Consider the following 20,930-nt stretch of genomic DNA (forward strand, 5'->3'; position numbering starts at 1 on the left):
GGGGATCACGGCGGACACAGAGACGGATGCGCTTCCTTGGGTAGGGCCGTACGGAACCGAACCGTACGTCGGATCAGACGGTCGTCACGTGTGCGCCTCGAGCAGCTCGGCAGCGACCGCAGCGCTCGCACGATAGTCCACCTTGCTCACGGGCGTCCTGGGGACCCGCTCGACGAGAAGGATGTCCTTGGGCACCTTGTAGGCGGAGATCAGGCTCCGGCAGTGCGTCCGCAGGGCCTCCGGAGAGGCCTGCGCGCCGTCGCGGAGCTGCACGAGCGCTGTGACCTGCTGGCCCCACCGCTCGTTCGGGGTGCCGACGACCGCGGTGTCGAAGACGTCCTCGTGGCGCAGCAGCACCGCCTCGACCTCTTCGGGGAAGACCTTCTCCCCGCCGGTGTTGATGCAGCCCGAGCCGCGGCCCAGCACGGTGATCGAGCCGTCCTCCTCGCGCCGTGCGAAGTCGCCCGGGATCGACCACCGCTGTCCGTCGATCTCCTTGAACGTCGCGGCGGTCTTGACCGGGTCGCCGTAGTAGCCCAACGGGATCGGACCGGTGCGGGCGAGCATCCCGCTCTCGCCCGGTGCGCACGGCGACAGGTCGGTGTCGAAGACCTGCACGTCCATCCCGACCTGGAACCTCGGCGCCGCCTGCGCGCCCTCCTTGCCCTCGTCGACGTGCATGCCGGTCGCCCCCGACTCCGAGGCGCCGTAGGTGTCGAGCAGGTAGCGGCCGGGCAGCGCCTGCTGCAGCTGTGACCGCACGCCCGCCGAGATCGGCGCGGCGCCGTTGGAGACGGCGAACAGGCTGCTCAGGTCCCAGCGCTCCGGCTCGCGCAGGATCGCCTCGGCGACCGGACGGCCCATCGCGTCGCCGAGGAAGGTGAGCGAGTTGACCCCGGCTGCCTCGACCAGGTCGAGGATCGTCTCGGCCGACCAGGTGGGCTCGGTGTAGAGGGCGACCGCGCACCCGGCGACGTGGCCGTTGCCCATGATCCACTGGCTGCCGCCGTGCATCATCGGGCCGCAGGCCAGCAGCATCATCGGGGTCTCCCGGGCGGCGGCCTCCTCGGTGAGCTGCTCGACGGTCTCGAAGGGCGCGCCGAACCGGCTGGCGTTCATCGCGGCGCGGATGATGTCCTCCTGGCGCCACTCGACACCCTTCGGCATCCCGGTCGTGCCACCGGTGTAGATGACGTAGCGGTCGTCGGCGCTGCGCTCGACGTCGGGGCGCTCCTTGGAGGCCGCAGAGACCGCGGCGTCGTACGCCTCGCCCAGCACCAGCGTCGGGATGCCGAGGTCGAGGTTCGCGACGGCCTCGACGTGCTCGGGGCCGATGATCGCGGCGACGGCGTCGGAGCTGCGGTAGAGATGGTCGAGCTCGTCGTGGAGATACTTGTGGTTGATGTTGATCGGCACCGCCCGGGCCTTCATGATCCCGTAGAACGCGTCGACCCACTCGATGCGGTTGCGGGAGTGCACGGCGACGTGGTCGCCCGGCTCGATGCCTTGGCCGATGAGGTGGTTGGCCAGACGGCTCGCGCGCTCGTCGAGCTCGGCATAACTGTAGGCGCGGTCCATCGTGAACACGGCGGTGTGGTCGGGGATGGCGTCGGCCATCGCCTCGAGGATGTCGGGCAGAGTGATCGGGGTCACAGCTCCGAGTGTGACAAGTAGAACGTGTTCTCGTCTAGGGATCGGTGTGCAAACCTTCCAGGACGGCCCGTCGTCGGTCGAGATCGGCCCGCTCCGGCCCGTGCGTGCAGAGCGCCACCGCCGCGGCGTAGGCCTCGATCGCGTCGAGGTGCTGCCCCGACCGCTCCAGCAGCTGCGCACGTACGGCGGGGAGCCGGTGTCCCGGGAGCGCGACCGACTCCAGCGCCTCGAGCCCGGCAGCGGCTCCGTCTGCCTCGGCGACCGCGACCGCGCGGTTGAGCCGGACGACGGGGGTGTCGCAGAGTGCGAGCAGCTCGTCGTAGCGCTCGACGATCCGGTGCCAGGCGGTCGCCTCGGAGGTGGGCGCGACGGCGTGCTCGGCGGCGATCAGGGCCTGGAGGAGATACGGCGCCGGCGCGGCGTGGGCGAGCGGGGTGAGGAGCGCCACCGCCTCGGTGACCTCCTCGGTGCGCCAGCGGGTGCGGTCCTGGTCGGGGAGCAGGACGAGGGCACCGTCCGGTCCGATCCGCGCGTCGCGGCGGGAGTGCTGCAGCAGCATCAGGGCGAGCAGGGCGTCGACCTCGTGGTCGGGCGCCGGGAGCACGGCGCGCAGCACCCGGACCAGCCGGATCGCCTCGCCGGCCAGGTCGGTGCGTACGACATCGGGGCCGGTGCCGGGGGCGTAGCCGGCTGTGAACGCGAGATAGGCGACCTCGGCGACGATGCCGACCCGGCCGGCCAGGTCGGCGAGGTCCGCGGGCACCTCGAAGGAGGCGCCCGCCAGCCGCTTCCGCGCCCGGGTCAGCCGCGCCGCCATCGTCGCCTTCGACTGCAGGAAGAGCCGCCCGATGTCCTCGGTGGAGACGCCGAGCACCAGCCGGAGGGTGAGCGCGGCCGCCGCCTCGCGCGACAGCGTCGGGTGGGTGCAGAGCAGCACCAGCCGCAGCCGCTCGTCGGAGACCGTCTCGCCGCCCGCCCCGGCCGGCACCGTGGCCATGACCCGCTGCGCCTCCTGGGTCACCGCCGCATCCACGGCGAGCAGCGGCATCTTGCGGGCCAGCACCTCCTCGGAGCGCATCCGGTCCACGATCCGCCGGCGCGCGGTGGTGAGCAGCCAGGCCGGTCCGTTGTCGGGCTCGCCGTCGACCGGCCAGTGCCGGGCGGCCGCCTCGAACGCGTCGGCCAAGCCCTCCTCGGCCAGGTCGAGCCGACGGAACTGCGCGACGAGCAGGGCCAGCAGGCGGCCCCACTCCTCGCGCAGCAACGTCTCGGCGTACGTCACCTGATCTGGACGCCCTGGGTCGGCCTGACCTCGACCGCGAAGTGCTTCGGGAGCAGCTTCGCGAGGGCGACGGCGTCGTCGATCGAGGGCACCTCGACCACGTAGTAGCCGCCGAGCTGCTCGACCGACTCCGCGAACGGGCCGTCGGTGACCGAGCCGTCCTCGTGGACGGTGAGCGAGGTGGTGGCGGGCTGGAGGGCGTCTCCGTCGATCAGCTCGCCCCGCTCCGCGACCGCCGTCGCGAAGGCACCGAAGTCGGCGTACGCCGCCTGCTTCTGCTCCTCAGAGAGGGCGTCCCAGCGGGCGTGGTGGTCGGGGCCGCCGAGCAGGAGGAGATACCTCATCACATCTCCTCGTGGTCGACGATCTCGCGGACCTCGAGCGCCGTCTCGAGCTCGGCGAGCACGGTGCAGCACTCGAGCATGTCGTCGACGTCGTCGGTCTCGATCGTGTAGAAGCCGGTCACGTGCTCGACGCTCTCGGCGTACGGGCCGTCGGTGATCGACACGCCCTCACCGGTCTTCCGCAGCGTCTTGGCCTTGCTGGAGTGGTGGAGCTCGGCGCCACCGGTGACCTTGTGGCCGCGCTCGGCGAGGAGCTTGGCGAACCTGCCGTGCACCTCGTATCCGGCCGCCTTCTCCTCCGGCGTGGCCTCGGCCCAGAAGGCCTCGTTCGTCGGTAGCAGCACCATGTATCTGGTCATCGTCGTGATCCCTTCGTGTGCCTCGGTTCGAGTCTTACACCGGGATGACGGGTGGGGCAGTGCCAAATCGACACAGAGAGGCCACATCGACACCGAGAACGAACGAGGACGTACGTCGTCCACCCGGCGGCTACGCTCGACGCCGTGCCCGAACTGGTCTTCCGTGATGCGACCCTCTCCGACGTCGAACCCCTGGTCGGGCTGATCGAGTCGGCGTACCGGGGCGACGACTCCCGGGTGGGCTGGACGACCGAGGCGGACCTGCTGGCCGGCCAGCGCACCGACCCCGAGGGCGTACGCGACGTGATCCTCGCGCCGGGCTCGCGGCTGCTGGTCGCCGAGCGGTCGGAGCGGATCGTCAGCTGCTGCCAGCTGCAGAAGCGCGACGCGTCCGCGCTTCGCGCGGTTGCTCCCTCGCTCGGCGCGGACGGACGAGCAAGCTCGCCGCCCGACCTCGCTCGATTCGCCTACGTCTACTTCGGGATGTTCTCGGTCTCCCCGGGTCTGCAGGGTGGCGGTGTCGGCAAGGCGGTCCTGGCCGAGGCGGAGCGGATCGCGCGCGAGGAGCTCGGTGCGGGGGAGATGCGGATGACCGTGATCCGCCAGCGCGAGGACCTGATCGCGTTCTACGAGCGGCGGGGGTTCCGGCGCACGGGCGCCTTCGAGCCGTTCCCCTACGGCGACGAGCGCTTCGGCGTCCCGCTGCGTGACGACCTCGAGTTCGCCGAGCTCGTGAAGCCTCTGTGAAGGCTCTGTGACGCGGCCTGACGGCCTCGGATTTCTTGCACTCTCAGGGGTCGAGTGCTAAACATGAGGCTGGCACTCTTACCATGAGAGTGACAACAACCGGACCGGTGACGTTGAGGCGTTCAGAGGTCACGAGAAGGGTTCGTGGCTGACGGCGTCGTCCGTCGCGGGCAACCCATCGGACCGGATCCAACGAACTTCCCAAGTGAAGGATCGCAGGAGCTAATGCCGAAGCTTATTGCTTTCAACGAGGAGGCCCGTCGGGGTCTGGAGAAGGGTCTCAACACCCTCGCAGACGCCGTCAAGGTCACCCTCGGCCCCAAGGGCCGCAATGTCGTTCTCGAGAAGAAGTGGGGCGCCCCCACGATCACCAACGATGGTGTCTCCATCGCCAAGGAGATCGAGCTCGAGGACCCCTACGAGAAGATCGGTGCCGAGCTGGTCAAGGAGGTCGCGAAGAAGACCGACGACGTCGCCGGTGACGGCACGACGACCGCGACCGTTCTCGCCCAGGCGCTGGTTCGCGAGGGTCTTCGCAACGTCGCCGCGGGTGCCAACCCGGCCGGCCTGAAGCGCGGCATCGAGGCGGCCGTCGACGCCGTCTCCGAGCAGCTGCTCGCCCAGGCCAAGGACATCGAGACCAAGGAGCAGATCGCTGCTACCGCCTCGATCTCCGCTGCTGACAACACCGTCGGCGAGATCATCGCCGAGGCGATGGACAAGGTCGGCAAGGAAGGCGTCATCACGGTCGAGGAGTCGAACACCTTCGGGCTCGACCTCGAGCTGACCGAGGGTATGCGCTTCGACAAGGGCTACATCTCGGCCTACTTCGTGACCGACCCGGAGCGTATGGAGACCGTCCTCGACGACCCGTACATCCTGATCGTCAACTCGAAGATCTCCAGCGTGAAGGACCTGGTCCCGGTCCTGGAGAAGGTCATGCAGACCGGCAAGCCGCTGGTCATCCTGGCCGAGGACGTCGACGGCGAGGCTCTCTCGACGCTGGTCGTCAACAAGATCAAGGGCACCTTCAAGTCCGTCGCCGTCAAGGCTCCGGGCTTCGGTGACCGCCGCAAGGCCATGCTGCAGGACATCGCGATCCTCACCGGTGGCCAGGTCATCTCCGAGGAGGTCGGCCTCTCCCTGGAGACCGCCGGCATCGAGCTGCTCGGGCAGGCCCGCAAGGTCGTCATCACCAAGGACGAGACCACCATCGTCGAGGGTTCCGGCGACGAGGGTCAGATCGAGGGTCGGGTCAACCAGATCCGCGCCGAGATCGAGAAGTCCGACTCCGACTACGACCGCGAGAAGCTCCAGGAGCGCCTCGCCAAGCTGGCCGGCGGCGTGGCCGTCATCAAGGTCGGCGCGGCCACCGAGGTCGAGCTCAAGGAGCGCAAGCACCGCATCGAGGACGCCGTCCGCAACGCGAAGGCTGCTGTCGAGGAGGGCATCCTCCCCGGCGGTGGTGTCGCGCTGATCCAGGCCGCCGTCTCCGCGTTCGAGAAGCTCGAGCTCGAGGGCGACGAGTCCACCGGCGCCTCGATCGTCAGGGCCGCCATCTCGGCGCCGCTGAAGCAGATCGCGGTCAACGCCGGCCTCGAGGGCGGCGTCGTGGCGGAGAAGGTCGCCGGTCTCCCGATCGGCCAGGGCCTCAACGCGGCCACGGGCGAGTACGTCGACCTGCTCCAGGCCGGCATCATCGACCCGGCCAAGGTGACCCGCTCCGCGCTGCAGAACGCTGCGTCGATCGCCGCGCTGTTCCTCACCACCGAGGCCGTCGTGGCCGACAAGCCGGAGAAGGCCGCCGCTGGTGGCGACCCGACCGGTGGCATGGGTGACATGGGCGGCATGGGCTTCTGAGGCTGTTTCGCTAGCTCCACCAAGAGGGCCTCTCCTTCGGGAGAGGCCCTCTTCGCGTGTTCCGGTTGCCGCCAGGAGGTACGACGGGACGTTCGCGTCCGTTACCAGCGGGTAGAGCGACCGAAGTGTCCCGTCGTACCGCGGGCGCGGCGCTACTCTCGACCGCATGGGCCCGAAGGCGATGTCGGCGCTGGCGTTCTCAGCCGTGCTTCTCGCCGGATGCGGCGGCGAGCCGGCGGCTTCGCCACCGTCCCGGAGCGCGACACCAGGAGCCTCGACGACACCGTCCGCGCCCTCCTCGAGCCCGTCGCAGACGCTGCCGCCGGTGACCGACAAGGTCTCGCTCCCGCAGCTGATGCGGGAGGACTTCCCCGGTGGCGAGGTGAAGGTGCTGCGCGAGTCGGGGAGCACGGACGCCTACCGGCGCTTCGAGGTCAGCTACCCGAGCGATCGGCTGACGATCACCGGGGTGCTCCTCCGGCCGCGGGGGTCCGGTCCGTTCCCGGGCGTGGTCTTCGCGCACGGCCACATCGACACCGACATCTACGTGACCGGGCAGGGGCTACGACGCGAGCAGGACCGGCTGGCGCGGGAGGGCTACGTCGTCCTGCACACCGACTATCGCGGCCATGCCGGCTCCTCGTCGCCCAAGAGTTGGCAGAGCCCGGAGGGCACCGAGGAGGACGAGAGCCGCCTCGGCTACACCCGCGACACGATCAACGCCGTCCAGGCGATGAAGCGGCTCCCGTACGTCGACCCCGACCGCACCGCGCTGCTCGGCCGCTCCATGGGCGGCGCCGTGGTGATGAACGTGCTGGTCGCCCGGCCCGGCCTGGTGCGGGCAGGCGTGGCGTACGCCTCGGTCTCCTCCGACATCGTCGACAGCATCGACCGTTGGGCGGTGCCGTCGCGGCCGGACGAGGTGGCCCGGCTCTACCGACAGCACGGCGACCCCGAGCGGGAGCCTGAGTTCTGGGCCGGGCTGTCGGCCCGGACCTACTTCGATCGCATCGAGGTTCCGCTGCAGATGCACCACGGGACCGACGACGAGTCCTGCCCGATCCGGTGGGCCTACCGGACCCGGGACCTGCTCGAGGCCGCGGGCGTACGTCAGCGGCTGTGGGTCTATCAGGGGGAGCAGCACGCCTTCGGGCCGCAGTGGGACCTCTCCATCAGGCGGGTCGCCGGGTTTCTCGATCGCCACCTGGGATGACCTGATCAGGTGGCTCGGGCGGGCCCACAGGTCCCGTCATTTGAGGACTTTCGACACTGTTTCGGCAACAGGTCGGTAACGCAGCATGGGTGCTCCACACACAGTGGCCAACTGCGGGGAAGCGTCTGGACCTGGGGGGCTTTGAAGCCCAATGACGTCCGGGTGAGGTTCTGCAGAGGCGGGCGGGGTCAGGGCTCATCGAAGTCAGGGCCCCGCCTGCGTGTGTGCCTGCGTGTGTGGTGGCCGCCGGTCGCCGAACCTCCGGCGACGTCCGCAGATGACGCACGACGATGGGGCATGATGTTGGCATGAGCGTCGACGCCGGACAGAAGACCGAGATGAAGCAGCCGCGTTCACCGTGGCGCTGGATCGCGGCTGTCGTCGCCGTCCTGGTCGTCCTGGTCGCCGTGGTCGCCTCCTTCGGGCTCCTCGGGTCCGACGACAAGGCCGACGACCCGAAGGCCGGCCCCGCATCGCCGACCGCGACCGTCACCGAGACCGCGGAGCCGCCCTCGCCGTCGGCTCCTGCCGAGGGTGACGGGGCGACCGAGCTGACCGTGGTCGGCGACGCCGCCCGCTGCATCCCGCCGACCGCGAAGTGGCTTGCCCAGAACGCCGCGCTGGCCTTCGAGGGCACCGTGGTCTCGACCACGACGACGTCTGCCGGCAGCGAGGCCGAGCTGCGGGTGAAGACCTGGATGTACGCCGACGGCTTCGGCGGCACCGACACCGTCCGGGTCAGCCTGCCCAAGCCGAGCACGATCCCGATGCCGGAGTTCAAGAAGGACAAGACCTATCTCGTCGCGGCCAAGGGCGACGCCAAGGTGATCGGCTGCGGCTACAGCGACGTCAAGGACGCGAAGCTGCAGAAGATGTACACCAACGCCTTCAAGTGACCTTCACGTGATCTTCAAGTGATGCCGCACCCGAGCGGGCCGCGCCGATGATCGCCGGGCTGCTGCTGGCCGCCGGCGCGGGGCGCCGGATGGGGAGACCGAAGGCGCTCGTCGACGACTGGCTGGTCCGGTCGATCGGCGTGCTTCGCGAGGGTGGTTGCGACCGCGTGCTCGTGGTGCTCGGCGCCGCCGCCGAGGAGGCTCGTGCGCTGCTCCCGGCCGGCCAGGAGGTCGTCGTCGCCGACGACTGGGACGAGGGGATGGGCGCCTCGCTCCGGGCCGGTCTGCACGCGCTCGGGTCGGGCGCCCTCGGGTCGGACGTCGAGGGGGCTCTCGTCCACCTCGTCGATCTGCCCGACGTGGGCGCTGACGTGGTTGCGCGGATGGTCCGGGCCGGAGCGGACGACGACGCCACCGCTGGGTTGGCGCGAGCGGCGTACGCAGGGGTTCCCGGCCATCCGGTGCTGATCGGCCGCGACCACTGGCAGGGAGTCACCGACGCCGCGGTGGGCGACCAGGGTGCGCGGACCTACCTGAGGTCGCACGACGTACGCCTGGTGGAGTGCGGCGACCTGGCGACCGGCTCCGACGTCGACCGAGCCCGCTGATGCCGTTCCCTGGTTTCCCAACCACCAGCCAACTTCTCGCCCTCTAGGGTTGCGACATGGAGCCGAACTCGCCTGGGGTGATTGCCGAGCGGCTGGCCTCCACCGGATATCTGGCAGACCCCGAGCTGGCCACGGTGACGTTCCTCGCGGTGAAGATGCAGCGGCCGCTGCTCCTCGAGGGGGAGCCCGGCACCGGCAAGACCGCGCTGGCCGAGGCGATCGCGGAGGCTCTCGACCTCCCGATGGTGCGGCTGCAGTGCTATGAGGGCATCGACTCCACCCAGGCGCTCTACGACTGGGACTTCGCCCGCCAGATCCTGCACCTGCGCGCCCTCGAGGCGGCCGGCACCGACGCCGAGGTCGAGGAGGCGGAGAAGTCGCTCTACGACGAGCGGTTCCTGCTCGCCCGTCCGGTGCTGGCTGCGCTGCGACGCTCGCCGTCGGTGCTGCTCGTCGACGAGATCGACCGGGCCGACGACGAGTTCGAGGCGTTCCTGCTCGAGGTGCTCTCGACCTATCGCGTGACGATCCCGGAGTTCGGCACGGTCGCCGCCGCGGTGCCGCCGATCGTCGTGCTCACCTCCAACCGCACCCGCGAGCTCCACGACGCCCTCAAGCGCCGCTGCCTCTACCACTGGATCGACCATCCGGGGCTCGACCGCGAGGTCGAGATCGTACGTCGCCGGGCCCCCGAGGTCTCCGAGACGCTCGCTCGCCAGGTGGTCACCGTCGTGCAGCAGCTGCGCGGCACCGACAGCGGCGCCGGCGCCGCGAGCGCTCTGCTCAAGGCGCCGGGCGTGGCCGAGACCCTCGACTGGGCCCGCGCGCTGCATCACCTGGGGGCGCTCGAGCTCGACCTGGAGAGCGCCGCGGCCACCCTCGGCGCGCTCGTCAAGCATCGTGAGGACGGCGACCGGGTGCGGGCGGCCCTGGATCGGCTGCTGGCATGAACGATCACGACGGCACGGAGATCCTGCTCGGCTTCACCCGAGCCCTGCGTGCGGCAGGGGTGGCGGCGACCCAGGACCGCGCTCACGGCTTCCTGCAGGCCACGGCGATCCTCGGCGCCGCTGACGCGGCTGCGACCTATGCCGCAGGACGCGCGACGTTGTGCGCCGGCCCCGACGACCTGCGCCGCTACGACCAGGTCTTCGAGGCCTGGTTCGGGTCGACGGCGAGGATGCCGGTGCCGCCGGTGTCGCTGCGTACGGTCTCGGCCGTCTCCACCCTCCCCGAGACCGAGCCGCAGGCCGGGGACGGCGCCGGTGAGGAGGACGGTGACGTCGTCCGGGCACAGGCCAGCGACATCGAGACCCTGCGTCACCGAGACGTCGCCGACCTCAGCTCGGCCGAGCAGGAGCGGGTCGCCGGCCTGATCGCGAGACTGCGACCGCAGACGCCGCGCAGACCCACGCCGCGTCAGGACGCCTGGCGCCGCGGCCGCGTCGACGCCCACCGCACCCTGCGAGCCAGCCTGCGCCACCTCGGCGAACCCGCCGAGATCCACTACCGCCGGCGCGGCGAGCGCCCGCGGCGGGTGGTCTGGCTGATCGACGTCTCCGGATCGATGAGCGACTACGCGGACGTGCTGCTGCGGGTCGCCCACCGGGTGAGCACGGCCGGCGGGCACGGCGCCGTGTTCACGCTGGGCACCAGGCTCACCGACATCACCCGCGCACTGCGCCACCGCGACCCGGACCGCGCGCTCGTCGCGGCGGGGGAGGCGGTGCCCGACTGGTCGGGCGGCACCCGGCTCGGCGACAACCTGCAGGCATTCCTGCGGCGACACCTCGGCCTGGCCAGGGGCGCCGTGGTGGTCGTCGCGAGCGACGGCTGGGAGCGCGGCGACACCACGCTCCTCGAGGAGCAGACGGCGAGGCTGCATCGTCTCGCCCATCGGGTGGTGTGGCTCAACCCACACCGTGGCAAGGTTGGATATGAGCCGCTGCAGCGAGGCATCGTCGCGGTGCTGCCGCACGTGGACGACTTCGTCGCCGGGCACTCACTGGCGACGTACGAGGATCTGGTGGAGGTGATCGCGCGTGCGTGACGTGCTCGACGATCTGATGAAGTGGTGGGACTCCGGCGAGACCGTGGCGGTGGCCACCGTGGTGGCGACCTTCCAGTCGGCGCCCCGGCCACCGGGGGCCTCCATGCTGGTCGGCCCGGACGAGACCGCGGTCGGCTCGGTCTCGGGCGGCTGCGTCGAGGGCGCGGTCTACGAGGTCTCCCGCGAGGTCGCCGAGACCGGTGTGGCCGAGCTCAACCGCTACGGCGTCTCCGACGACGACGCCTTCTCGGTCGGCCTGACCTGCGGTGGCATCCTCGACGTCTTCGTCGAGAAGGTCTCGAAGGAGACCTTCCCCGAGCTCGGCGAGCTCGCCGAGGACGTACGCAGCGGCAGCCCGGTCGCGCTCGCGACCGTCATCGAGCATCCCGACCCAGAGATCCTGGGGCGCCGCGTGCTGATCCACCCCGAAGGGGTCAAGGGATCGCTGGGCAGCGCCCGGATGGACGACGCCGTCCACGACGACGCGCTCGGGCTCCTGGCCCACGGCACCAACCAGACGCTCTCCTACGGCATCGACGGCGAGCGCCGCGGCGAGGGCATGCGCGTCTTCGTGTGGTCCTTCGCGCCCAAGCCCCGGATGCTCGTCTTCGGCGCGATCGACTTCGCCGCCGCCGTCGCCCGGGTCGGCACCTTCCTCGGCTACCGGGTCACCGTCTGCGACGCCCGCCCGGTCTTCGCCACCAACTCCCGCTTCCCGGAGGCCGACGAGGTCGTCGTCGACTGGCCCCACCGCTACCTGCGCACCGAGCTCGAGGAGGGCCGCATCGATCAGCGCACCGTGATCGCCGTCCTCACCCACGACCCCAAGTTCGACGTACCCCTCCTCGAGGTCGCCCTCCGCCTCCCCGAGGTCGCCTACATCGGCGCGATGGGCTCGCGCCGCACCCACGACGACCGCCTCGCCCGCCTGCGCGAAGCCGGCCTCACCGACGAGGAGATCGCCCGCCTGAGCAGCCCGATCGGACTCGACCTCGGTGCCCGTACGCCGGAGGAGACCGCCGTCTCGATCGCCGCCGAGATCATCGCCGGTCGCTGGGGCGGCACCGGCGAGCGCCTGGCTGCGACGCAGGGCCGGATCCATCAGGACGTCGTCTATCGCTGAGGTCGGGCCCGGGTCGTCCGCACTACCGCGAAGGCGGTCGTGAGGTGCGTCACCGAGTGCTACCTTGGCAGGACCAGCCAGCTCGACAGAGCCGGACCCCAGAGGGGGAGTGATGGTTCGCAGCGACCTGCAGGCGCGTCGCGTCGACGCGACGCGTGCCTGGACCACGTTCATCGAGGGCGGTGACGACGCCGAAGAGTTCGTGCGGCCCGAGATCCTCTCGAGCTGGACGCGCTCGGCGACGGCGGTGCGGCCCGACGTGCGCGAGGCGCCGCTGGCCGACGAGGACGAGACCCGCGAGATGTGGCGCGGCTCGCCGCTCCAGCTCGCCGTCGAGCGGGTCGAGGAGGATCTGCGCAGCACCGCCGACGACGGCGACCTCGTCATCGCGGTCACCGACCCCGACACGCGGGTGCTGTGGACCTACGGCGGACGGGTGATGCGGCGCAAGGCCGAGGCGGTCAACTTCGTGCCCGCGGGTCGCTGGGACGACCAGTCGGCCGGCACCAACGCGCTCGACCTCGCCAACCGCACCGACGCCCCGGCGATGGTCTTCGGTGCCGAGCACTACGCCGAGGCGGTGCACAACTGGGTCTGCTGGGCCGCGCCGCTCCACGACCCGGTCACCGGCACCCACCTCGGCGTGCTCGACCTCTCCACGACCTGGGACCGCACCCACCCGATCGGTCTGGCCACGGCCCGGGTGATGGCCCGGCTGATCGAGGGGGCGCTGCCGAGCCTGCCGACCCAGCAGGCCGACGAGGCGATCGCCCAACCCGGTCTGGTGCTCACTCTGCTGGGCACCGCGGAGACCTGGCTCGATGGCCAGCGGCTGTTGCTCAACCGCCGCCAGACCGAGATCCTGGCGCTGCTCGCGCTTCATCCCGAAGGGCTCTCGCTCGAGCGACTGCACGCGATGGTCTACGGCGACCAGGCGGTCACCTTCTCCACGCTCAAGGCCGAGGTCTCCCACTTGCGGCAGGCGCTCGGTGGTCAGGTGGCCTCGCGTCCCTACCGGTTGCTGATGCCGGTCGCCACCGACGTCGAGCAGGTGCTGACCTTGATCCGCCACGGCCGCGTCGCTGCTGCCGTGGAGGCGTACGGCGGTGATCTGCTGCCCGGCACCAACAGCCCGGCTCTGGCCGAGATGGCCGAGTACGTCGCGGTCGCGCTGCGCGAGTCGCTGATCGGTGACCCGCAGCCCGACGCGGTGCTGCGCTACAGCGAGCTGGCTCCCTACGACACCGAGGTCGTCGACCACTGCCTGAGGCGGCTCGGCGGGAGCGCTCATCCGGCGGTGCCGCTGCTGCGGGCCCGTCTGGCCGCCAGCCGGTAGGAGCTCCTGCAGCGGCTGGCCAACCGCTGCCCAACCCTGCGCGTCCTAGTGTGACCTGGCCCACACAGTGACGTCTGGCAGGGAGTCAACATGACCCGGATCAGCATGAACGTCGACGGTATGAAGGTCACCGACGACGTCGCACCTCGCACGCTGCTCGTGCAGTATCTGCGCGAAGGACTCGGCAAGACCGGCACGGTCATCGGTTGCGACACCAGCAACTGCGGCGCGTGCACGGTCCATCTCGACGGTGACTCGGTGAAGTCGTGCAACGTGCTCGCCGTGCAGGCCGACGGATGCGAGGTGACCACCATCGAAGGGCTCGCCGCCACCGCGACCGACTCCTCCGAGAGCGGCCTCCACCCGATGCAGGAGGCGTTTCGCGAGTGCCACGGCCTGCAGTGCGGATTCTGTACGCCGGGCATGATCATGCAGTCCGTCGACCTGATCAAGCGCAACCCGCAGCCGTCCGAGTCCGAGATCCGTGAGGGCATCGAGGGCAACCTGTGCCGCTGCACGGGCTACCACAACATCGTCCGCGCCGTGCAGTACGCCAGCGGTCAGCTGGCCACGGCAGCCGACACGCGCGGCGCGACCGAGGAGGTCGACGCGCTGTGACCGCCGTGGACGCACGCCCCGACAAGTCGAGCGAGATCGGCCGCGACCGGCGCCGCAAGGAGGACGCGCGCCTGATCACGGGCAGGACCCGCTGGACCGACAACATCAACCTGCCCGGGATGCTCCATCTGGCGATGGTGCGCAGCCCGTTCGCCCACGCGCGCATCACCGGCATCGACACCAGCGGCGCGGAGACCTCGGAGAACGTGGTCGCCGTGCTGGCGGCCAAGGACTTCGACGAGAGCCTCGGCGTCTGCATCAACGCCTGGCCGATCACGCCCGACCAGAAGGCGCCGGCCCACCCGCCGGTCGCCGTCGACCGGGTCACCTTCGCCGGTGAGATCGTGGCCGTGGTGGCCGCCCGGTCCGCGGCAGCGGCCCGAGACGCCGCCGAGCTGGTCGAGGTCGACTACGAGGAGCTCCCCGCGGTCGTCTCCCTCGAGGAGGCGGTCAAGGACGAGGTGCTCGCCCACCCCGACCTCGGCACCAACAAGTCGGCCCTGTGGGTCTTCGACAGCGCCGAGGCCGGCACCGGCGGCAGCGTCGACGAGGCGATCTCCACCGCGCAGAACGGTGGCATCGTCCTGGAGCGCACCTACCGCCAGCAGCGCCTGATCCCGGCCTTCATGGAGCCGCGCAGCGTCGTGTGCGACCCGACCGGTGAGCAGTTCACGGTGTGGAGCGCTACCCAGATCCCGCACATCCTGCGGTTCGCGTTCGCAGCGACCACGGGGGTGCCGGAGTCGAAGATCCGGGTGATCGCGCCCGATGTCGGCGGCGGTTTCGGCGGCAAGCTCCAGCAGACGCCGGAGGAGATGATCGTCTTCGCGATGGCCCGCCGGCTGGGCAAGCCGGTGAAATACACCGAGACCCGCTCCGAGTCGCTGCTGGCCGCCCATCACGGTCGCGACCAGATCCAGAAGCTCACCCTCTCGGCCACCAAGGACGGCCAGGTGACCGGGCTCAAGGTCGAGCTCGACGCCAACCTGGGTGCCTATGTCGCGATCGTCGGCGGCGGCGTCCCGGTGCTCGGCGCGTTCATGTTCAACGCGATCTACAAGTTCCCGGCCTACCAGTTCAACTGCCAGACGGTGCTCACCAACACCACCTGGACCGACGCCTACCGCGGCGCGGGACGGCCGGAGGCGACGTACGCCATCGAACGGCTGATGGACGAGCTGGCCGCCGAGGTCGGGGTCGACCCGCTCGAGATCCGGGAGAAGAACTGGATCAAGCACGAGGAGTTCCCGTTCACCACCGTCGCGGGCCTGACCTACGACTCGGGCAACTACGAGGCCGCGACCGCCAAGGCGAAGGAGATGTTCGGCTACGACGAGCTGCGTCGCGAGCAGGCTGAGCGACGGGCCAACAACGACCCGATCCAGCTCGGCATCGGCATCTCGACCTTCACCGAGATGTGTGGCCTGGCGCCCTCGAGGGTGCTCGGCAGCCTCGACTACGGCGCGGGCGGCTGGGAGCACGCCGAGGTGCGGCTCACGCCCACCGGCAAGGTCGAGGTCATCACCGGCGCGAGCGCGCACGGGCAGGGCCACGAGACCGCGTTCAGCCAGATCGTGGCCGACCGCCTCGGGGTGCCTTTCGAGGATGTCGAGGTGCTCCACGGCGACACCCAGATCGCGGCCAAGGGCTATGACACCTACGGCTCCAGGAGCCTGGTCGTGGGCGGTGAGGCGCTGGTGCGGGCCGCCGACAAGGTGCTCGAGAAGGCGAAGCCGATCGCTGCCCACCTGCTCGAGGCGAGCGTCGACGACCTGGAGTTCTCCGGAGGTAGGTGGGCGGTCAAGGGCACCGACCAGGGCATGGCCATCGGTGAGCTCGCCACCGCCGTCTTCGCCGCGCACAACCTGCCCGACGGCGTCGAGGCCAACCTCGACTCCGAGGCCACCTTCGACCCCGACAACTTCAACTTCCCGCACGGCACCCACCTGTGCGCGATGGAGGTCGACACCGAGACCGGGGCGGTGAAGATGCGCCGATACATCTGCTGCGACGACATCGGCAACATCATCAACCCGCTCATCGTCGCAGGTCAGGTGCACGGTGGACTGGTGCAGGGCATCGCCCAGGCGCTGTGGGAGGACGCGGTCTACGACGACGCCGGCACGCTGGTGTCGGGCTCGTTCGTCGACTACCTGCTCCCGACGGCCGCCGACACGATCTCCTTCGAGATCGACCACACCACCTCGCCGGCCACCACCAACACGCTCGGCACCAAGGGTGTCGGCGAGGCCGGCACGATCGCCTCCACCCCGGCGGTGGTCAACGCCGTCGTCGACGCGCTGCGCCCGCTGGGCGTGCACGACGTGGCCATGCCCTGCACACCGGAGCGGGTGTGGCGGGCGATCAACGAGGGTTCGGCCGGCGGCGAGACCACCGGTGCGGCCGCAGCACACTTCGATCCGTCGACGGGCATGTCCGGCAACGTCGACCGCACGGAAGGAGACGCCCAGTGATTCCCGCATCGTTCGACTACGTCGCCCCGACCTCGGTCGAGGAGGCGCTCGCCGCGCTCGCCCAGTACGGCGACGAGGCCAAGGTGATTGCCGGCGGCCAGAGCCTGCTGCCGGTGCTGAGGATGCGTCTCAACGCCCCGGAGTGGGTCATCGACCTCGGTCGCATCGACTCGCTCCGCGGCGTACGTGACGAGGGGGACTCGATCCTCGTCGGCGCCATGACGCGTCACTGCGACGTCGCGACCGATCCTCTGGTGGCCGAGCATGCGGCGCTGGTCGCGCATGCCACGGCTACGGTCGCCGACGAGCAGGTCCGCCACCGTGGCACCTTCGGTGGCGCGCTTGCCCACGCCGACCCGGCGGGCGATCTCGGAGCCCCGGCGCTGGCGCTGGATGCCGAGCTCGTCATCGCCGGGCCGGCCGGGGAGCGAGTGGTGCCGGCCGCCGACTTCTTCCAGGGGCTCTTCGAGACGGCCGTCTCCGACGACGAGCTGCTCACCGGCGTACGCATCCCCAAGCACACCGGATGGAGCGCCCACTACGAGAAGTTCGTCCGGGTCGCCCACCAGTGGCCGATCTGCGCGGTCGGCGCGACGCTCAAGGTCTCCGGGGGTGTGATCGAGGGCGCGGCGATCGGGCTCACCAACATGGGGGCGACCCCGTTGCGCGCAGCCGGCGTCGAGCAGGCGCTGGTCGGGCAGCAGGCCACCGAGGAGGTCGTACGCAGCGCCGCGGCCCTGGCCGCCGACGGCGTCGAGCCGCCCTCCGACCTCAACGGCGACGCCGACTACCGGCGCCACCTGGTCACCGTGCTGACCAGGCGCGCCATCACACAGGCGCTCGGAGGCTGAGGCGTGGATCTGACGCACGAGTTCACGGTTCCGACCTCGGTCGAGGAGACCTGGGACAGCTTCTTGGACATCGGCTCGCTGGCCGAATGCTTCCCGGGAGCCCAGGTCACCTCGGCCGAGGGCGACACCTTCTCCGGCACGGTGAAGGTCAAGCTCGGCCCGATCGCCATGGTCTATGCCGGCTCCGGCACCTTCGTCGAGAAGGACGAGGCCGCCCGTCGGCTGGTCGTGGAGGCCAAAGGCCGTGACAAGCGAGGCAACGGCACCGCGGGTGCCAACGCGACCCTGACGATGGCTCCCGACGGCGACGGCACCAAGGTCGAGATCGTCACCGAGCTCGCCGTCACCGGCAAGCCCGCCCAGTTCGGGCGCGGGGTGATGCAGGACGTCTCCGACAAGCTTCTCGGCCAGTTCGTGGCGTGCCTGGAGGAGAAGTCGGCCCCGGCAGCCGCCCCGCCGGTCGAGCCCGACGCCCCCGCTGGTCGAGCCGCGAGCGCCGACGACTCCGCTGGTCGAGCCGCGAGCGCTAGCGAGCGTGTCGAGACCAACACAGTCCCCTCGAGCGCGACAGACGACCGTGTTGGTCTCGACACCCCTCCGCCTAGCGGCTCCGGCGGCTCGATCAGCGGGGGCGGCTCGACCAGCGGAGGGAGAGCCGATGCGATCGACCTGGGCGCGACGGTGGGTCCGGCGCTGATGAAGAACTACGGCAAGAAGATCGCCATCGGTGCCGCCATCGTCGCCGCAGTGGTGTTTGTCCGCAAGCTCGTGCGGAGGTGAATCCGTCGCGCAATCCGGATAGCGCCCGCGCAACCTGGATAGCGGGTGCCGGGCGACGTCTCTAGCGTTTCCACTACGCAGACCCCGCTGCGAGAGGAAACAGAAAAGTGAAGATCGCGGTCATCGGTGCCGGGTTCGCAGGTATTGCGTCGGCGAAGGTGCTCACCGAGCTCGGTCACGACGTCACCGTCTTCGAGAAGGCGCCCGACGTCGGTGGCGTCTGGAGCCGCACCCGTCGTTATCCGGGCCTCACCACGCAGAACAGCAAGGACTCCTACACGCTCTCGGACCTGAGGATGCCCAAGGCGTTCCCCGAGTGGCTCAGCGGCGAGCAGGTGCAGACCTATCTCGAGATGTACGTCGAGAAGTTCGAGCTCGCCCCGATGATCAGGCTCTCCACGGAGGTGAGCAGTGCCCAGCCGGCTGGAGGGGGCGGCTGGGACATCACCTCGACGACCGTCACGTCGGCCGACGGGGAGGACGAGACGGCCGAGCACTTCGACCACCTGGTGGTGGCCAGCGGGGTCTTCTCGGAGCCGTTCTCGCCGACGTACGACGGGGTCGACGAGCTCGAGGCCGCGGGCGGCACGATCCTCCCGCCCAGCCGGCTGCACGACCTGGAGTCCGTCAAGGGCAAGGACGTCGTGATCGTCGGCTACGGCAAGTCGGCCTGTGACGTGGCGGTCGAGGTCGCCAAGGAAGCCGCCTCGACCACCGTGGTCGCGCGCCAGCTGCTGTGGAAGATGCCGCGCCGCATCAAGGGCGTCCTCAACTACAAGATGCTGCTGCTGACCCGCCTGGGGGAGGGGCTCTTCCCCTACCAGGAGATCCACGGCGCCGAGAAGGTGCTGCATGCCGGAGGCTCGAAGATGGCGGGGTCGATGGTCGGCAGCGTCGAGTCGGTCACCACCGGCCAGCTCAAGCTGAAGAAGCTCGGGCTGCTGCCCAAGGGTCAGTTCACCGACATCGCCCGCTCGACCGTCTCGCTGGCCACCGAGGGATTCTTCGAGGGTGTCGAGGCCGGCGACATCGTGGTCGAGCGCGACACCGAGATCGCCACCTTCACCTCGAAGGACGACAAGGCGTACGCCGAGCTCGCCAACGGCCGCGCGGTGCCTGCCGACGTCGTGGTGACCGCGACCGGTTTCCAGCAGGAGCTGCCGTTCTTCTCCGAGGAGATCCAGGACCAGCTCACCGACGACAACGGCGACTACCGGCTCTACCGCCAGATCCTGCCGCTCGGCGTGCCGGACCTGACCTTCGCCGGCTACAACTCCTCTCTCTTCGCGCCGCTCTCGGCCGAGATGAGTGCCGTCTGGATCGGCTCCCACCTCGCCGGCGGGCACGACCTGCCGTCGGCCGAGGAGATGGAGTCGCACGTCGCCGAGCGGGTCGCCTGGATGCGTGAGCGCACCGACGGCCACCACGCCCGCGGCACCAACGTCATCCCGTTCTCCATGCACAACATCGACGAGGTGCTCGACGACGTCGGGCTCGACATCGGCAGCGCGACCAAGGCGAAGCAGTGGCTGCTGCCGATCGACCCGAAGGCGTACGCCTCGATCACTCCCCGTCTCGCGCGGAAGCTGGCGGCGAAGGGGTAGTCCACCCGACGAGATGCCGGCATATATGGGTGGGGTCGGCATCTCGTCGGGAGTGGGACCTTTGACGGTGATCGCGCCGAGATCCCGCGTAGACGGCTTCGGCTCCACTACGCTGTTCGGTCCGTCGAGCCTCGCTCCAGGAGCCCCCATTGCCCCGTCCTCTACTGGGCCGTCACAACCTGATCGCCACCACTGACGTCGACCAGGCGCGCGAAGCGGTGGCGGAGCGGTTCTGCTCCCACTACCTGGCGCTGACCAAGGCGGGATCGCAGCTCGACATGGTGCACAACGCCGCGCCCCTGGGCGACGACGTGATGCTCAACTACATGCGCTACGGCGACGAGGTGCGGATCACGCCGGGCACCTTCGACGACTTCTACCTGATCCAGCTCCCGCTCGCCGGCACCGCCAAGGTCAAGGTGGGTGAGCAGGTCGTGCTCGCCGACCGCACCCGCGCCTCGATCGGGTCGCCGACCGAGGCTGTCGACATGCTCTGGTCCGACGGCTGCGAGAAGCTGCAGGTCTACATCCGGCGCAGTGCCGTCGAGGAGGCCGCCGCCGGGCTGGGGTCCTCCGGCCCGGTCGTCTTCGACCCCACCCTCGACCTGGGTCGTCCCGAGGTGCGCGACTGGCTGAAGATGGTGCGTCTGGCCTACGACAACGTCGAGGCGGGCGGCTCCCTGATGAGCTCACCGCTGGTCGCCGCGCCCTATGAGCAGGCGCTGATCGGCGGGCTGCTCACGGTGCAGGCCAACACGTCGTTGGAGATCGCGCCCGAGCACGCCTCCTCCAGCATCTCGCGGGCCGTACGCATGGCCGTCGATCTGCTCGAGGCCCAGCCGGACCGCGCCTGGAAGGTCGCCGAGCTGGCCAAGGCGGTCGGGGTCTCGCCCCGCACGCTGCAGGAGGGGTTCCAGCGCGACCTCGGCACCACGCCGTTGGAATACTGGCGGCGGGCCCGGCTGGAGCGTGCCTACGCCGACCTGCTCGCCGCGGACGCCAGTGCGGTCTCGGTCACCGAGGTCGCGGCCCAGTGGGGCTTCTTCCACCTCGGCCGGTTCTCGCAGGCCTACCGCGCGCAGTTCGGAGAGCTTCCGTCTCAGACGCTCATGCGCTGAGACTCACCGCTGAA

At 70.2% G+C, this 20,930-nt stretch carries 19 protein-coding genes; 15 read left to right on the top strand and 4 right to left on the bottom strand.

The window, feature by feature from the left end:
* Positions 1-84: 84 nt before the first annotated feature.
* The 4 genes from FB381_RS04565 to FB381_RS04580 are packed head-to-tail and all read right to left on the bottom strand — an operon-like array spanning position 85 to position 3,638.
* Positions 85-1,653, bottom strand: coding sequence for an AMP-binding protein (locus FB381_RS04565; protein WP_141779189.1), 1,569 nt, complete (start codon positions 1,651-1,653; stop codon positions 85-87).
* 34 nt (positions 1,654-1,687) lie between these two features.
* The gene (locus tag FB381_RS04570) at positions 1,688-2,935 is read right to left on the bottom strand and encodes an RNA polymerase sigma factor (RefSeq protein WP_141779190.1); all 1,248 of its coding nucleotides are present in this window, start codon (positions 2,933-2,935) and stop codon (positions 1,688-1,690) included.
* Positions 2,932-3,279, bottom strand: a complete 348-nt coding sequence (locus FB381_RS04575; protein ID WP_141779191.1) for a YciI family protein — start codon at positions 3,277-3,279, stop codon at positions 2,932-2,934. The genes FB381_RS04570 and FB381_RS04575 overlap by 4 nt, the downstream gene beginning before the upstream one ends.
* Entirely contained in the window at positions 3,279-3,638 is a 360-nt protein-coding gene (locus tag FB381_RS04580; protein ID WP_246087959.1) for a YciI family protein, read from the bottom strand. Before FB381_RS04580 ends, FB381_RS04575 begins: the two co-directional genes overlap by 1 nt.
* A 144-nt stretch (positions 3,639-3,782) precedes the next feature.
* Between FB381_RS04580 and FB381_RS04585 the strand changes: the two genes are divergently transcribed.
* The 15 genes from FB381_RS04585 to FB381_RS04655 all read left to right on the top strand — a co-directional run bounded on the left by FB381_RS04585 (position 3,783) and on the right by FB381_RS04655 (position 20,916).
* Entirely contained in the window at positions 3,783-4,385 is a 603-nt protein-coding gene (locus FB381_RS04585; protein WP_141779192.1) for a GNAT family N-acetyltransferase, read from the top strand.
* Between the two features lie 225 nt (positions 4,386-4,610).
* Positions 4,611-6,245, top strand: coding sequence for a chaperonin GroEL (gene groL, locus FB381_RS04590; protein ID WP_141779193.1), 1,635 nt, complete (start codon positions 4,611-4,613; stop codon positions 6,243-6,245).
* A 166-nt stretch (positions 6,246-6,411) separates the two neighbouring features.
* Positions 6,412-7,458: an alpha/beta hydrolase family protein gene (locus FB381_RS04595; protein WP_141779194.1), complete on the top strand. Its 1,047-nt coding sequence runs from the start codon at positions 6,412-6,414 to the stop codon at positions 7,456-7,458.
* Positions 7,459-7,766: 308 nt separating this feature from the next.
* On the top strand, positions 7,767-8,354 hold the full coding sequence (locus FB381_RS04600; RefSeq protein ID WP_141779195.1) for a hypothetical protein: 588 nt from the start codon (positions 7,767-7,769) through the stop codon (positions 8,352-8,354).
* 47 nt (positions 8,355-8,401) lie between these two features.
* A complete protein-coding gene (locus FB381_RS04605; RefSeq protein WP_141779196.1) occupies positions 8,402-8,962 on the top strand; it encodes a nucleotidyltransferase family protein in 561 nt (186 codons plus the stop codon).
* 56 nt (positions 8,963-9,018) lie between these two features.
* Positions 9,019-9,912 carry an AAA family ATPase gene (locus FB381_RS04610; RefSeq protein WP_141779197.1) on the top strand — a complete coding sequence of 298 codons (894 nt, stop codon included), beginning with the start codon at positions 9,019-9,021 and terminating at the stop codon, positions 9,910-9,912.
* Positions 9,909-11,012 (top strand): vWA domain-containing protein, encoded by a 1,104-nt coding sequence (locus FB381_RS04615; RefSeq protein WP_141779198.1) that lies wholly within the window; start codon positions 9,909-9,911, stop codon positions 11,010-11,012. Before FB381_RS04610 ends, FB381_RS04615 begins: the two co-directional genes overlap by 4 nt.
* Positions 11,005-12,135 (top strand): XdhC family protein, encoded by a 1,131-nt coding sequence (locus FB381_RS04620; RefSeq protein ID WP_141779199.1) that lies wholly within the window; start codon positions 11,005-11,007, stop codon positions 12,133-12,135. The genes FB381_RS04615 and FB381_RS04620 overlap by 8 nt, the downstream gene beginning before the upstream one ends.
* 112 nt (positions 12,136-12,247) lie before the next feature.
* Positions 12,248-13,471: a sigma-54-dependent transcriptional regulator family protein gene (locus tag FB381_RS04625; RefSeq protein ID WP_141779200.1), complete on the top strand. Its 1,224-nt coding sequence runs from the start codon at positions 12,248-12,250 to the stop codon at positions 13,469-13,471.
* A gap of 90 nt (positions 13,472-13,561) precedes the next feature.
* Positions 13,562-14,089, top strand: a complete 528-nt coding sequence (locus FB381_RS04630) for a (2Fe-2S)-binding protein (RefSeq protein ID WP_141779201.1) — start codon at positions 13,562-13,564, stop codon at positions 14,087-14,089.
* Complete coding sequence (locus FB381_RS04635) at positions 14,086-16,563, top strand: xanthine dehydrogenase family protein molybdopterin-binding subunit (RefSeq protein ID WP_141779202.1); 2,478 nt, start codon at positions 14,086-14,088, stop codon at positions 16,561-16,563. Before FB381_RS04630 ends, FB381_RS04635 begins: the two co-directional genes overlap by 4 nt.
* Positions 16,560-17,414 (top strand): FAD binding domain-containing protein, encoded by an 855-nt coding sequence (locus tag FB381_RS04640; protein WP_141779203.1) that lies wholly within the window; start codon positions 16,560-16,562, stop codon positions 17,412-17,414. Before FB381_RS04635 ends, FB381_RS04640 begins: the two co-directional genes overlap by 4 nt.
* Before the next feature lie 3 nt (positions 17,415-17,417).
* Positions 17,418-18,194 (top strand): SRPBCC family protein, encoded by a 777-nt coding sequence (locus FB381_RS04645; protein WP_141779204.1) that lies wholly within the window; start codon positions 17,418-17,420, stop codon positions 18,192-18,194.
* A gap of 107 nt (positions 18,195-18,301) precedes the next feature.
* Complete coding sequence (locus FB381_RS04650; RefSeq protein ID WP_141779205.1) at positions 18,302-19,798, top strand: flavin-containing monooxygenase; 1,497 nt, start codon at positions 18,302-18,304, stop codon at positions 19,796-19,798.
* A gap of 149 nt (positions 19,799-19,947) precedes the next feature.
* Positions 19,948-20,916 carry an AraC family transcriptional regulator gene (locus tag FB381_RS04655; RefSeq protein WP_141779206.1) on the top strand — a complete coding sequence of 323 codons (969 nt, stop codon included), beginning with the start codon at positions 19,948-19,950 and terminating at the stop codon, positions 20,914-20,916.
* Positions 20,917-20,930: the final 14 nt, after the last annotated feature.

This window comes from Nocardioides albertanoniae, assembly GCF_006716315.1.
In the GTDB taxonomy this organism is placed as follows: Bacteria; Actinomycetota; Actinomycetes; order Propionibacteriales; family Nocardioidaceae; genus Nocardioides; species Nocardioides albertanoniae.

Coding starts and splice junctions, on each gene's coding strand:
- FB381_RS04575 (WP_141779191.1), bottom strand. CDS start 3,279: ATGAGGTATCTCCTCCTGCTCGGCGGCCCCGACCACCACGCCCGCTGG.
- FB381_RS04580 (WP_246087959.1), bottom strand. CDS start 3,638: ATGACCAGATACATGGTGCTGCTACCGACGAACGAGGCCTTCTGGGCC.
- groL (WP_141779193.1), top strand. CDS start 4,611: ATGCCGAAGCTTATTGCTTTCAACGAGGAGGCCCGTCGGGGTCTGGAG.
- FB381_RS04595 (WP_141779194.1), top strand. CDS start 6,412: ATGGGCCCGAAGGCGATGTCGGCGCTGGCGTTCTCAGCCGTGCTTCTC.
- FB381_RS04600 (WP_141779195.1), top strand. CDS start 7,767: ATGAGCGTCGACGCCGGACAGAAGACCGAGATGAAGCAGCCGCGTTCA.
- FB381_RS04605 (WP_141779196.1), top strand. CDS start 8,402: ATGATCGCCGGGCTGCTGCTGGCCGCCGGCGCGGGGCGCCGGATGGGG.
- FB381_RS04610 (WP_141779197.1), top strand. CDS start 9,019: ATGGAGCCGAACTCGCCTGGGGTGATTGCCGAGCGGCTGGCCTCCACC.
- FB381_RS04615 (WP_141779198.1), top strand. CDS start 9,909: ATGAACGATCACGACGGCACGGAGATCCTGCTCGGCTTCACCCGAGCC.
- FB381_RS04625 (WP_141779200.1), top strand. CDS start 12,248: ATGGTTCGCAGCGACCTGCAGGCGCGTCGCGTCGACGCGACGCGTGCC.
- FB381_RS04630 (WP_141779201.1), top strand. CDS start 13,562: ATGACCCGGATCAGCATGAACGTCGACGGTATGAAGGTCACCGACGAC.